This is a genomic window from Pantoea allii (genome assembly GCF_002307475.1).
Classification (GTDB): Bacteria; Pseudomonadota; Gammaproteobacteria; order Enterobacterales; family Enterobacteriaceae; genus Pantoea; species Pantoea allii.
Genome location: NZ_NTMH01000057.1, coordinates 1 through 14337, shown reverse-complemented (window position 1 = coordinate 14337; position 14337 = coordinate 1). Strand labels below are relative to the sequence as shown.

Below are 14337 nucleotides of genomic sequence, written 5' to 3'. Positions count from 1 at the left end.
CCCTTACTTCTTACCGGCATCGCGATCGTGTTTTGGCTGTAGTCGCCGCGAAGCATGTCGTTTCAGCATAACCCACGCAGCACTCCCTACGACGGCGGAAAGCAACAGCGCCGTCAGCGCCATCAATACCGAGTGCTGGTTGGCATACCACACCACCATCATGTACCACGGCATTTCACCGCTGGGGAACTGCGGACCTACCCGGAAGCTCCGGATACCGTTCTCATCAGTCATAATCGCGGTATCACCCCGCACCGCGGCGTTGATGCGGGCGGAGCCCAAATCATCATGCAGACGCAGCAGTTGATCATCGCTAGTCGCCACTGCCATCACCACCAGCCGATCCGGATTCCACATTGAGCGATAGCTTAAAAAGCCACGCCAGGACTCATTCGAAGAGAAATAGCGATCGGCATCCAGCGGTTGACGATTCCAGTCACCCATCAGCCAGCTGCGTAACTTTTCGAGCGTCGTGGGTTCTTTCACCCCTATCGCACTGCCGCTGGCGTCATAGGGTGAGTTTGCCAGCATTGCCTGGTTAAACGCGCTGTTGCCTGTGGTACTGACTGCCAGTATGTCGCTTTGCTGAACGCGGGCCAGATTATTGCCCCCATTTGGCAAGCCAAAGAGTACCTGGTTTTGTGCCAGCGCCACGCCCGTGGCATTGCCGGCCCTGGCGGACAGATTTAATAGTGTTGATATCTCCGCATCACTGGGATTCGCAGGCAGGAGCAGCGTGGTCTGTGAAAAGTCAGCAAGTCGGGAAAACGGAAAGGAGGCACCGACAAAGTATGAGAGATTCGGCAACATACTGAAGTGCCGCGTATGGCTTAAATCAATCCATGAGTCGTCTTCAATACGGCTTTTGATGTTGTTGTTCAACAATACACCGCAGGGCGCATCGGCTTTTGGCTTGATATTGAAGTAGAGCGCCAGTTGGTTGTCGCCATAAATCAGATAGGGATCAAGGTTGATTTGATAGTGCTCCTGACGCGCATCACCGCCTAAGCGGTGCCACGCGCTCTCCAGCAACCCCACTTTATTAACCGTCAGATTACGCAGGAAAGTGCCGTTTAACGTAACGTTAAGCAGCGAGTTTTTCTCGTCAATCCAGTTTTCTGATGGAAAACGGTAGTGCAGATACAGCGGAACCGAATCGCCATCCCACAGGAACAGGTCGGGTGCTGCCCGGAAATTCACCCGCATCGCATCGTGCCAGATACCGGTCGCCGTAAGGCTTTGATCTTTCCGCAACAGCTCACTCAGTCGTACCGGATGCGCCGTGTTGATCCAGTGCGGTGCATCGTAAGGCGTACGGCTGGCTATGGATTGCGGTTTGACCTGCAAGCTGTTGCCGTCAGTGGTAAGAGGCTGGATGGTCAGACGATTGGCGGCCTGGCGCAGCTGACTTTCATCCTCACCACTGACCAGCAAGAGCTTATAAACCGGATTACCCGGGTTATCGACCATTTGCAAAGATGGGCCACTGCTGGCAGGAAAGGTTAACGTGCCAATCTTGTCACCAGGGTGACCAAACAGAATGCCGTTTTTTTCCGGCAGATTACCGCGCACCACAGGGAAATTAATGCCACGGTAATCACTCTGGATGCCCAGCCAGGAGGCCACCAGCACCGCCGCCGTCACCGCATCTGGCGCGACATTGCTGGTAAAGCCAAACGTCACCTCGGCTGCGGTCATACGCTGCGGATCGACAAATGGCCGCGGGAAATTACGCAGGCTGGTACCAATGTTTAACTGCTGGCCCTCAAGGCTCAACATTGTTTTAGGCAGAATGGTTACCTGATACTGCTCTGCACTGTCTTTTTCACACAGCAGCTTATCGGCGTCGTTAATTTTGAAGCTCAAATTGTTGTTAGACACAATCATCGCCGCCGGAATGTCCAGCTGATAATCGCTTTCATCGCTGTCACCCGACCCCAGCGGCAGCGTGCCAAGCGGTTGTCCGTTTAACATCAACTGCAGTGAGGTATTGCGCGCAGCCAGCGCCTGAGAGACGCGCAGTGACAGATTAAGACGGGCGTTAGTCACCACCTCATCGCCTGGCAGCGTAAAAATAATGCCTGACTGTAGCTGACCGCCGGTCAGCGTAATGCCCTGGCGCTGTCCCATCTGTGCCACGTTCAGCGTGCTGCTCACCGGTTGGTTGAGCATGCTGCTGGCCAGGGATGTCGTGCCGACAGCGGTAACGGCCTCGCCTGGCCTGTAAGGCGTGGCGCCAGCGGCGGCCTCCAGACCCGGTTCCGCATTATCGAGACCGGCTGGCGGTGGAACATGTGATAACGCGCTGCTGTCCTGGGTAACGGGCGAACGGCTACTGTCGGACGATGTCTCTACGGAGGCGGGTACCCCTTCGCCATTCGGTTTTGGCGTATCCGAGGCGGTTGCGCCCGAAGTCACTTCATTAACGGGCGCGGTGCTACTGGCGGGTGCCGTACTGTTCTCAGGCAAACCCGTACTGCCAACCGGTGCCGCCGGGTTACCTGTCGTACCGTCAGTGTGGCGAGTCAGAGCAGGATCGCTGCCCGGTGCCGCGCTGTTATTCGGCGCAGCATTGCTGTTCGGGGCGGCATTGTTGTTCGGTGCAGCACTGTTAATCGGCGCAGCACTATTATTCGGTACGGCACTGTTAATCGGCGCAGCACTATTATTCGGTACGGCACTGTTAATCGGCGCATCACTGTTATTCGGCGCGGCACTGCTATTCGGTGCGGCACTGTTATTCGGTGCAGCATTGCTATTCGGTGCCGCGCTGTTATTCGGCGCAGCACTGCTATTCGGTGCCGCACTGTTATTCGGCACTACGCTGCTCTCTGGAAGAGGCGTTTCAGCCGAGGCCGGCATGACCCACAGCACAGCCGACAGAGAACCCGCCAGCATCGACTGTATCAAGATCCTCATACTGCGCTGTCCTCTTTCGCCGCAACGTCCGGGCCGCTCTTACGTTTCTCACGACGATCTATCCAGGTCAGCCAGAACAGTTCGAAAACCGTACGAATGATGGTTCCCAGAGAAGTTAACGGGTTGTCTTGCTTATATTCAGGCTGGATCCATGCATCAGCACGTGCCAGCACCACACGGACCAGTTCACGGCGACGCGCCAGCGGCATCGCGCCAAAGCTCAGACGAATGCTTTCTTCATCGCCCGAGATTTTAGTCGCCGGGATAGTAATGGTGCCTGACTTCAGTAACAGATCGATCTCTTCAATCGTATCCTGCTCATGACGGTTGTCCGGTGCATCCAGATTCGCACCGCCCATCGACAGGTCGCTGGTCATGGTGCGGGATGAGATACCGCTGGCGTAATGGATAATGGCCGGAATCTGCACTTCAATACGAATCGTTTTTCGTACCTGCTTGGTTTCGCGTGCCACGGCAATCGCCGCCATTAAAATGATTAAGCTGAAGACAGCCCAGCCTACATTGAGCGCAATCACGTAGGGGTCAACGCCAAAATAGTCATGCATCGTGGCACGTACAACGCCCGCGACAATGCCAATGCTAAGCAGAATCGCGACAATCACGTGTGGACGTACGATATGGAAATCGAAGAAGCCCTGATCCAGCACCCCGCCCTTATCCGTCACGTTAAATTTCCCATGTTTGGGTGAAAGCAGCGTGATAAGCGTCGGGATGACCAGATGGAAGCACATCACCGTTTCATAAATTTCGCCCCAGAAGGTGTAGCGGAAACGGCCATTCATGCGTGAGTTAACGTACAGAGACAGCACCAGATGCGGCAAAACGTAGGCGAAAATCAGCGACGCCGACGAATGGATGATATTCAGATTAAACAACAGATAGGCCAGCGGTGCGGTCAGGAAGGCCACACGTGGCAGACCGAACTGGAAATGCAACATGGCATTCAGGTAACACAGCCGCTGCTGCCATTTTAAGCCTCGTCCCAACAATGGGTTATCCACGCGAAAAATCTGTGTCATACCGCGTGCCCAGCGGGTGCGTTGAATCACATGCAGCCCAAGGCGCTCTGTGGCCAGCCCCGCCGCCAGCGGAATCGCCAGAAACGCCGAGCCCCAGCCCAGACGCTGCATTTTCAGCGCAGTGTGCGCATCTTCGGTGACCGTTTCTACAGCGAAACCACCGATCTCTTCCAGCGCTGAACGACGAATCACGGCACAGGAACCACAGAAGAAAGTCGCATTCCAGTTGTCGTTGCCCTGCTGAACCGGGCCATAAAACAGCGATCCTTCATTCGGGATACTGCGAGCCGCACGCAGATTGCGCTCAAAAGGGTCGGGAGAATAAAAGTAGTGCGGCGTCTGCAACAGAGCCAGCTTAGGATCGGTCAGAAACGGGCCAACCGTGGCCTGCAGGAAAGTGCGGGTCGCGACGTGGTCACAGTCAAACACGCAGATCAGCTCACCTTTGGTGATCTTCATCGCGTGATTAAGATTACCGGCTTTAGCATGGCTGTTATCGTCACGCGTGATATAACCCACGCCGACATCGGCAGCGAAAACGGCAAATTCTCTGCGTTTACCGTCATCAAGCAGGTAAACCTTTATTTTATCGCGTGGATAGTCGATGCACTGAGCCGCCAGCACCGTATCACGCACGACGTCGAGGCTTTCGTTATAGGTCGGAACATAGACATCAACCGTCGGCCATAAGCTGGTGTCTTCCGGCAAGGGTTCAATAGTACGTTTTAAGGGCCATGTGGTTTGCAGGAAACCCAGGATTAAAATCAGCCAGACGTACAGCTCGGCAATATATAAGCCGATGCCAAGAATCGCTTCGATTTCCGAATTAAAATACAGGGTTTCAGTCGTTCGCCACCATATATACCGGGATGACATCAGGGCGGACAGAATAACCATTACCACCGTTATTTTACGGCTTTTGCTTACCCCTAACAAAAACACCATACCAATGCTGATCAAGCCAAAAATATACTGCTTTTGGCTATCCATCGGCGTGATAATGATCACCGCGGCAACAGGTGCAAGCACCAGCAGCAGCAGGTAAAACCCGATTTTACTCATGTCCCACCCTGAAAAGAGCTGTTTTTTTAAACCTGGCAAGCCAGGTCATTACATTTAGTAGTTGCTGGTGTGAATCTGAGCCTGAACTTCGCCATTACCTACAGTGATATTCAGCGTACTGGCGACACGTTTGGCGATCAGTTCAATATCAAAGGCAGCGGCGGATGAAGGGCTAAAATCATAAACAGACTGCTGTGATGCATTGGCTTCGCCCACGCTTTCATCGCGATGAATCTGGCCCAAAAGATTATCGCCGAGACGTTGCTGAATAAAAGCGGTCACATCACGATTAATATTTCGACGATTGTCACACTGATTCAGAACAAAATAATGCCCATGTTTACTATTCAGCGGCTGACCAATCAGGCGATTTTCCTCAATATGGGGTAATAACGACACTGAGGCGGTATCGGCTAACATCACCACCAAATGCATATCGGCTAATGCCTTGATTGCTTTAAGCGCTGGCCCGGGGCCCGGAGGAAAATCCGCAACCATGACCAGACCCGGATAGTTCAGTAAGGTGTCGAGACCTCGCTTGATAAAGTGAGGATCTTTCGCCAGGTTCTCTTCAAACCGTTCACGCTGGGATTCAGTGACATTGCCATAGGGGAGAACAAAAATATTCCCGCCGGTGGTCAGAATAGACTGGCTCCAGTCCGCCTGTTCCTCAGAACGTGCAACAAAGCCCCGCCCATCATGCAGCGGCACGCCAAAATGGAGGCGCAATGCATTCTGTACATCAAAATCGATTGCCAACACTTTGCTACCCGAGCGGGCCAGACTCCAGGCCAGATTGGCTGCCAACGTAGTTTTCCCCACCCCACCTTTGGGCGAGCACACACAAACTAACGGCATAAGGCAATCTTCTCCAGTAGCGGTTTTAATAACGTTTCTTTCGGTAAATTTTCTGATCCACTGTTGCGCGCGCGGAACAGTCCGCTAAAGCGGCCATTGTCCGTCTCGGCAGGCGCGTCACGATTCGGCTGCGCCGTGACAGGCGGTGTCGGTATTGCGTTCTCCTGTACGGGAGAAGCCTCTGCTGTTTTCTGCACCTCTGCAGAGACGGATTGCGCTGCGGGTGCCGGGAACAGGGATGAAGCGGAGGAGGTTGAAACGGGCACCACCACTTCAACATGAGGTTCATTGCCGTTCAGGCTGCTCATGATGGAGCTGGAAGACGCCGCTGCGGGCTTGGTCACATTCGGAGATAACGCGGCCACAGCAGTCGTGCTGAATTCATCACCCTGAATCGGTTGTGGCTGTGGCAGATCAATGCGTTGGCCACCACTGAAAGGCATTTGCGTCTCTTCGCACGCCAGTTGACGAATGAGAGACCATTTACTTTTATCCGCCGCTTCCTGCGATTGGCCTGACATATCCTGAAAGGCGATGTCGAGCGTTTTTGTCTTTTCCTTAAAACGCTGTAAGTCGTCGTAATTTTTCATAGACCATGGCCTACAACAGAGGGAGGATTTTTCCAGGAATATATCATAATAATTTAAACACAGTGAGATAATTCTGATTACAAAACCGACATATTCAATAAGAAAGCTTAATGCTAATAGCCATTCTTTAGCAATAAATGAGTACCTTTTCACATATATCACTAAAAATTGTTGAGACAACTTTAAGTTAAATATCATCACAAATGATTAACATCTTAGCGATCGCTAACATCAGGATAGCTGCTGTTACAACCTTTTGTATTTACTGGTAAAAAAAAACCTCATTCGCTTTCGGGTTTTACAGGCCTTTTTGTGCCCGTCTGGAGAGACTTTTACGTTATCGAATTATGGTTGGTAAAGTATTACTGTGCTAATTATCACCGGATAAAAACCGTTCAATGTTGAAAACGTTGCCTTTTACGCCTTTTCAGGACAGTGACTTTTTTTCTTCCATCCGAAAATTAAAAAAATTGAGAGGTTATTCTCTCGTAAATGAATGGAACTCAAAGTCTGAAAAAGCACAGAGAAAAACGCTGTTTGTTTGACCATTTAATCCAACCCGCTGCATCTCTATTCTGGACAGTGAGGCTAATGATTCGGCTTGTCGCAAAGGTTGCGTTAACGCAGCGCGCCAGGCATGACCCCATTCGAATACCTCACAGGGTGTTTTTCACTGGATGAGCTGTCACATTGAACAAAACACCAGGCATTATCGGGGCGCTTACAGACAGGCGAGGCAGAAGGGGAAGGCCGTAATGTTATCGGGCCGGGTAATACGATGAAAGCGTTGCTGTAACCTGTCATCTTGATGGCGGAATCCTGGCCGTTTCTACCCGCAAGGATTCCGCCCCCCAGTATGTTAAGGCTGACTGGCAGTTTCACCTGATTCAATCAACTGGTTTTCATCCTGATCAACTGCGAAGCAGGCGATCTGCTGATCACCGTACTGCTTGAGCTTAGGCTGCAGCTGAACGCAGGTGCCAAAGCGACGCCGGCAGCGCGCGTTAAATGCGCAGCCCGGAGGCGGATTGAGCGGGCTGGGCAGTTCGCCGGTCAGCTTAATACGTTCGCGGCGCTCGTCAGGATTGAGCCGCGGCGTGGCAGAGAGAAGCGCTTGTGTATAAGGATGGCGCGGATTGGCAAAAATCGCCTCTTTGCTGCCCTTTTCAACACAACGACCCAGATACATCACCATCACTTCATCGGCAATATGCTCTACCACGGAAAGATCATGAGAGATAAAAACATAGGACAGCCCCATCTCTTGCTGTAGATCCATCATCAGGTTAAGCACTTGTGCACGTACCGACACGTCCAGTGCTGAAACCGGCTCATCGGCAATCAGCACGTCTGGCTCAAGCATCAGGCCACGGGCAATCGCAATACGCTGACGTTGACCCCCCGAAAACATATGCGGATAACGATCGTAATGCTCGGTTTTCAGCCCCACTTTGGCCATCATCTCCAGCGTTTTTTCGCGACGTTCCGCTTTGCTGAGTGAGGTATTAATCACCAGAGGTTCTTCCAGGATCTGGCTGACTTTTTTGCGCGGATTCAGCGAGCCGTACGGATTCTGAAACACGATCTGAATTTTCTGCCGACGCAGCTTCTGCGCCTGAGGATCGTGTTTTAACAAATCCTGGCCGTGCCAATAGAGCTGCCCTTCTGTCGGTGTTTCTATCATGGTCAGTAAACGGCCCAGCGTAGACTTGCCACAACCCGACTCACCGACAACCGCCAGGGTTTTACCACGTTCCAGATTAAAAGAGACGCCATCCAGCGCTTTTACCAGCCGCTCCTGACCAAACAATCCTTTCTTCACCGGATAGTGTTTTTTCAGGTCGATGGCCTGTAGCAGATACTCGTGCTTAGTATTATCAGGACTCATAAGTTGGTCTCCCGGCATCGTCCAGCGGATAGTGACATTTGGACTGACGTCCCGGAATCGTCCGCAGTTCAGGTTCTTCTTTACGGCAACGATCGTTGGCATAAGGACAGCGTGGATTAAGCAGGCAGCCTAACGGGCGATCGTATTTTCCAGGCACAACACCGGGTAAGGAGGCCAGCCGCGCTTTATCCGCCGCGAATTCCGGCAACGCCCTGAGCAGAGCCTGCGTATAAGGATGACGTGGTGCTTTAAAAATGTCGGTCGCTTTGCCGCTCTCCACAACCTGCCCGGCGTACATCACAATAATGTGATGTGCGGCTTCTGCCACCAGCGCCAGATCGTGCGTGATCAGGATCAGCGCCATGTTTTCCTGCTGTTGCAGATCCAGCAACAGCTCAATGATCTGCGCCTGAATCGTTACGTCCAGCGCGGTGGTGGGCTCATCAGCAATCAGCAGCTTTGGACGACAGGCAATCGCCATCGCAATCATTACGCGCTGGCTCATCCCGCCTGAGAGCTGGTGAGGATAAACATCCAGACGCGAGGCAGGATCGGGAATGCCCACTTGATCCAGTAAGTCGATTGCCCGCTGACGGCGGGTACTTTTATTACCGCCCTGGTGCACCTTAATGGCTTCCATAATCTGATAGCCCACGGTGTAGCACGGGTTCAGGCTGGTCATCGGGTCCTGAAAAATCATCGCGACTTCAGCGCCCACTAACTGGCGACGCTCTTTTTCAGAAATACGCTGCAAATCCCGTTGATTGAATTCGAGTTTTTCTGCCATCACTTTGCCGGGAAAATCAATCAATCCCATGATAGCCAGAGAACTGACGGATTTACCCGAGCCAGACTCGCCGACAATGCCCACGACCAGGCCCTGCTCAACCTGATAACTGATGCGATCGACTGCCCGGAACGGTGCCTTCTCGTCGCCGAAATGCACCGACAATTTGTCTATATTTAATAACGCCATCTCGGTGCCTCTTTACTGCTTGAGTTTCGGGTCGAGTGCATCACGCAAACCATCGCCCATCAGGTTAAATGCCAGCACGGTAAGCAGAATGACTAACCCAGGGAAAGTCACCACCCACCAGGCACTTTGCGCATACTGCAATACGTCGGAGAGCATGGTGCCCCACTCCGGCGTTGGCGGCTGCGCACCCATACCGAGAAAGCCCAACGCCGCCATGTCGAGAATGGCGTTGGAAAAGCCTAACGAAGCCTGAACGATCAGCGGTGCCAGACAGTTAGGTAAAATATTCACGAACATCTGGCGCAGCATACCGGCCCCCGCCACACCAGAAGCGGTCACGTAGTCCCGGTTGACTTCAACCAGCACCGCCGCGCGCGTCAGACGGATATAGTGGGGCAGCGCGACAAACGTCAGCGCGATAGAGGCGTTGACGATCGACGGGCCAAAAATGGCTACCAGCACCAGCGCTAACAGCAGGCTTGGCAACGCCAGCATAATATCCACCAGGCGCATAATCGTGGCATCAACCGCCCCGCCGATATAACCGGCCAGCAAACCAAAAATGACGCCAAAAATCAGCGACAGCACCACCACCATGCAGCCCACCAGTAACGACAGGCGCGCGCCATACATCAGGCGCGATAAAATATCGCGGCCGACATCGTCGGTGCCCAGGATGTAGCTCCAGTTTCCGCCTTCCTGCCAGACAGGAGGATGCAGCAGAGCATCACGAAACTGTTCGGCTGGGCCGTGCGGTGCCAGTACATCCGCAAAGATGGCGATCAACAGCATTAACACGATGTAAACCAGGCCGGTTACCGCACCTTTATTACGTTTGAAGTAGTGCCAGAATTCCTGAATCGGGGTCATCGGCTTGGGTGCAATATTTACGCTTGCGGGATCAACAACAGACATGATGCCCCCTTATTTCTTATGACGTATGCGCGGATTCACCACGCCATACAGCAGATCAACCAGCAGATTGACCAGGATAATCAGTATTGCCGTCAGCAGCACACCGCCCTGCACGACCGGATAATCACGGCGTTGCAGCGCTTCGATTAACCAGCGCCCCAGGCCCGGCCAGGAAAAGATGGTTTCGGTCAGGATAGCGCCTGCCAGCAAGGTGCCGACCTGCAGGCCAATCACGGTGACAACCGGCAACATCGCATTACGCAGAGCGTGAATGACAATGACGCGCATACGCGTCAGGCCTTTCGCACGCGCCGTGCGGATATAATCTTCACCCAGCACTTCCAGCATGGAGGAACGCGTCATACGCACGATGACCGCCAGCGGAATCGTACCCAGCACGATAGCGGGTAAAATCATGTGCATGACCGCATCTTTGAAGTCGCCAGGCTCACCCCAGATCAATGTATCAATCAGCATGAAACCGGTCAGTGGATGGCTGTCGTCCAGGAACACGGTATCCGCAACACGGCCAGAAACCGGGGTAAGGTTGAGCTGCACCGAAACCAGCATAATCAGCATGATGCCCCACCAGAAAATCGGCATGGAGTAGCCGGTGAGGGAAATACCGACGGCGGTGTGATCAAACACCGAGCCACGTTTCACCGCAGCCATAACGCCGACCGGAATCCCGACGCATACCGCAAACAGCATTGCGCACATCCCCAGCTCAAGCGTGGCTTTAAAGCGCGGGACGAATTCGGTCCAGACGGGAATGCGGCTTTTCAGTGAAATGCCTAAATCACCATGCAGCACGCCATAGATATAGTGCAGATACTGTTTCCACAGCGGCTGATCGAGCCCCATCATCGCCATCAATTCAGCATGACGCTCAGGGGAAATACCGCGCTCGCCCGCCATGATAAGCACCGGATCGCCCGGAATCATATGAACAAACGCGAAGGTCAATAATGTAATACCGATGAACGTTGGGATGACAAGCCCCAGACGCCGGAGTATGAACTGCAGCATAGGCGTAATTCTCAGTCGTTTTCCCCTGGCCCTGGCCAGAGATAACATTGCTCATTAACCGCATCCAACGAAAGCCGGACGCGACGCAAGAAGCGCTTCTTAGGTAAAAGTAAATAGCCGGAAAAAAAGAGCAGATAACAGGCGATCGGAGGAGATCGCCTGAGGGCCGGCAAAACCGGCCCTTACTGCAATAATCCGAAAGGTTATTCCTGAATATCGACGGTATCGAAGTGATGTTTACCTAATGGATCGACGACATAGCCAGTGACTTTCTTACTGACAGGCTCGTAAACGGTTGAGTGAGCAATGATCAGCGCAGGCGCCTGGTCATGCATCACTACCTGAGCTTGCTTGTAATACTCAATACGTTTGTTGTGATCGGATTCTGCACGTGCTGGCTGAATCAAATCTTCAAACGGCTTATAGCACCAGCGGGAATAGTTCGAACCATCTTTGGCCGCCGCACAGCTGAACAGCGTTGCGAAGAAGTTATCTGGGTCCCCGTTATCACCGGTCCAGCCCATCATCACAGTTTGATGTTCGCCCGCTTTGGCGCGTTTCAGGTACTCGCCCCACTCATAGGTCACGATTTTGGCTTTCACGCCAATTTTTGCCCAGTCAGACTGAATCATCTCCGCCATACGGCGCGCGTTCGGGTTGTAAGGACGCTGAACCGGCATTGCCCACAGATCGATAGAGAAACCGTCCGCCATACCCGCTTCTTTCAGCAGGGCTTTGGCTTTTTCAGGATCGTAAGCATAGTCTTTAACGTCCTTGTTATAGCCCCACATTGTTGGTGGGATCAGGTTTTTCGCTGGCTGGCCAGCGCCCTGATATACCGCATCGATAATGGCTTGCTTGTTAACCGCCATGGTCAGCGCCTGACGCACTTTCACGTTATCCAGCGGTTTTTTCTCGGTATTAAATGACAGGTAACCGACGTTCAGACCAGGCTGTTCCATCAGGTTAATTTTGCTGTCTTTTTTCATGCTGGCGATATCGGCCGGATTTGGATACGGCATGATCTGACATTCGCCTTTCTGCAACTTGGCATAGCGAACTGACGCATCTGGCGTGATAGAGAAGACCAGGCGATCAATTTTTGGCTTGGTTCCCCAGAAATCCGGGTTAGCTTTATACAGAATACGCGAGTCTTTCTGGTACTGCTGGAGCACAAATGGCCCGGTACCGACAGGATTCAGGTCAACTTTCTCTGGCGTACCGGCCTTCAGCATGTTGTCGGCATATTCTTTGGACAGGATGGAAGCGAAATCCATACCCAGATCGGCCAGGAAAGGCGCTTCAGGGCGCGTCAGCACAAAGCGTACCGTGTGATCGTCCACTTTTTCGATTTTGCTGATCAGCTTCGGCATATCCATACCTTCAAAGTACTCATAGCTGCCGCCAGAGACATTGTGGTACTTGTTGCTTTTATCTAACTGGCGCTCGAAAGAGAACACCACGTCATCAGCATTGAATTCACGCGTAGGCTTAAAATCTTTAGTGGTTTGCCATTTCACGCCATTGCGTAAATGGAAGGTGTAGGTTTTGCCGTCAGCGCTGACGTCCCACTTTTCTGCCAGGCCCGGCACCAGTTCGGTGGTACCGGTTTTGAATTCAACCAGACGGTTATAGATAGGCACAGAGCTGGCATCGTATGTCGTACCAGAGGTAAAGAGCTGCGGGTTGAACCCTTCCGGAGAACCTTCAGAACAATAAACCAGGGTTTTCGCTTGAACACTTGCGGCTATGGTCATGGCTATCAGGCTCAGACCGACCTTCAGCATCCTGGATTTAGCCAGGGAGTTGATCATGCTTTTGCTCCATTGTGATGTGTTGTTGTGTGCATTGCCTGACCTCTGGTTTTTTTATGCGGTTCAGGCGGTCCACCCAGCGGGTGTGATAAGAGTGAGATAGTTTTCTTTTGATAATGCTGATTGATAAGTACCCATCAGAAAAATCTGTATCTGCACTGTTATTGACGCATCAATTTGTCAACAGTTGCAAAGAACGTCAATACAACGGTTAGTTATTTACACAGAGTGTGAGGAATAGCAAGCAACGATAAAAAAAACCCTTACTGACGTTATGCCATACATTGCATAGCGGGACGGGTTTATTCACCATCTATTCTGCTGTGAGAGGCGGCAGACAGTAGTGATTCGCGCTAAAAAAAATCGTGCATCATTTAGCGCCAAATGTTGGATATCTGAACGATTACCCGTGCGTTATGACGTTCATCTAGCGAAAAATGCTGTCATTTTTGAGTGAAAAATTAACAATTATTCTTTTTGGGGCATAACCAAAACTTATCTTTGATCCGCTGACATCCCTCAGGCGAGAAGGCCTGTGTCGGGATGAAGCCGAAAAACGGCTGTCTGTCGGTGAAATTGATTTCAAGGAGGAATTAGTGGTTTTTTGGAAAAATCTGGCATGAGATATTCTAATAGCAGAGCGGGGCAATAAAGCCTGAAAAGCGTTTTTCACCCTGCCTGTGTGGAGATGAACGCCTTTTGCCAGGCCGATTAGCTGCTCGCGCAGGCAAAAACCCCGCTATCGGTGGCGTTGCCTGGGTGGGTTTACCAAAGGAATGGGATAAGGCGCAGGCCGTTGCCTTTGCAACGTTGTCTCGCTGACGCCCGGCGCAAACGGCCTTCGGAGGTTCTCATCCTCATTTTATTCAGGCGAAAAAAAACCTGTCTTTTCAGACAGGTTTCTTAAAAGTGGTCGGCGAGAGAGGATTACGCGCCCCTGCGGGACGCGCCCTTCGGGCCGTTGCATTCGCAACGTTGTCTCGCTTCGCCCGGCGCAAACGGCCTTCGGAGGTTCTCATCCTCATTTTATTCAGGCGAAAAAAAACCTGTCTTTTCAGACAGGTTTCTTAAATATGGTCGGCGAGAGAGGATTACGCGCCCCTGCGGGACGCGCCCTTCGGGCCGTTGCATTCGCAACGTTGTCTCGCTCCGCCCGGCGCAAACGGCCTTCGGAGGTTCTCATCCTCATTTTATTCAGGCGAAAAAAAACCTGTCTTTTCAGACAGGTTTCTTAAATATGGTCGGC

At 52.3% G+C, this 14337-nt stretch carries 9 protein-coding genes and 2 other RNA genes; all 11 read right to left on the bottom strand.

The window, feature by feature from the left end:
• Positions 1-3: 3 nt before the first annotated feature.
• The 11 genes from bcsB to CMR03_RS24450 all read right to left on the bottom strand — a co-directional run bounded on the left by bcsB (position 4) and on the right by CMR03_RS24450 (position 14295).
• Positions 4-2919, bottom strand: a complete 2916-nt coding sequence (bcsB, locus tag CMR03_RS24500; RefSeq protein WP_096012919.1) for a cellulose biosynthesis cyclic di-GMP-binding regulatory protein BcsB — start codon at positions 2917-2919, stop codon at positions 4-6.
• On the bottom strand, positions 2916-5021 hold the full coding sequence (gene bcsA / locus CMR03_RS24495; RefSeq protein WP_063877864.1) for a UDP-forming cellulose synthase catalytic subunit: 2106 nt from the start codon (positions 5019-5021) through the stop codon (positions 2916-2918). The genes bcsB and bcsA overlap by 4 nt, the downstream gene beginning before the upstream one ends.
• Positions 5022-5075: 54 nt before the next feature.
• Positions 5076-5879 carry a cellulose biosynthesis protein BcsQ gene (gene bcsQ / locus CMR03_RS24490; protein ID WP_063877863.1) on the bottom strand — a complete coding sequence of 268 codons (804 nt, stop codon included), beginning with the start codon at positions 5877-5879 and terminating at the stop codon, positions 5076-5078.
• Positions 5870-6469, bottom strand: coding sequence for a cellulose biosynthesis protein BcsO (bcsO, locus tag CMR03_RS24485; protein ID WP_096012918.1), 600 nt, complete (start codon positions 6467-6469; stop codon positions 5870-5872). Before bcsO ends, bcsQ begins: the two co-directional genes overlap by 10 nt.
• An 859-nt stretch (positions 6470-7328) precedes the next feature.
• The gene (dppF, locus tag CMR03_RS24480) at positions 7329-8357 is read right to left on the bottom strand and encodes a dipeptide ABC transporter ATP-binding subunit DppF (protein WP_096012917.1); all 1029 of its coding nucleotides are present in this window, start codon (positions 8355-8357) and stop codon (positions 7329-7331) included.
• Complete coding sequence (dppD, locus tag CMR03_RS24475; protein WP_096012916.1) at positions 8347-9333, bottom strand: dipeptide ABC transporter ATP-binding protein; 987 nt, start codon at positions 9331-9333, stop codon at positions 8347-8349. Before dppD ends, dppF begins: the two co-directional genes overlap by 11 nt.
• A gap of 12 nt (positions 9334-9345) precedes the next feature.
• Positions 9346-10248 carry a dipeptide ABC transporter permease DppC gene (gene dppC, locus CMR03_RS24470; RefSeq protein WP_063877858.1) on the bottom strand — a complete coding sequence of 301 codons (903 nt, stop codon included), beginning with the start codon at positions 10246-10248 and terminating at the stop codon, positions 9346-9348.
• Positions 10249-10257: 9 nt separating this feature from the next.
• Positions 10258-11277: a dipeptide ABC transporter permease DppB gene (gene dppB, locus CMR03_RS24465; protein ID WP_063877857.1), complete on the bottom strand. Its 1020-nt coding sequence runs from the start codon at positions 11275-11277 to the stop codon at positions 10258-10260.
• Between the two features lie 203 nt (positions 11278-11480).
• Positions 11481-13091: a dipeptide ABC transporter periplasmic-binding protein DppA gene (gene dppA / locus CMR03_RS24460; RefSeq protein ID WP_063877856.1), complete on the bottom strand. Its 1611-nt coding sequence runs from the start codon at positions 13089-13091 to the stop codon at positions 11481-11483.
• Positions 13092-14001: 910 nt separating this feature from the next.
• A non-coding RNA gene (locus CMR03_RS24455) (RtT sRNA) lies at positions 14002-14131 on the bottom strand.
• A 34-nt stretch (positions 14132-14165) separates the two neighbouring features.
• Positions 14166-14295: non-coding RNA, RtT sRNA (locus CMR03_RS24450), on the bottom strand.
• Positions 14296-14337 lie beyond the last annotated feature (42 nt).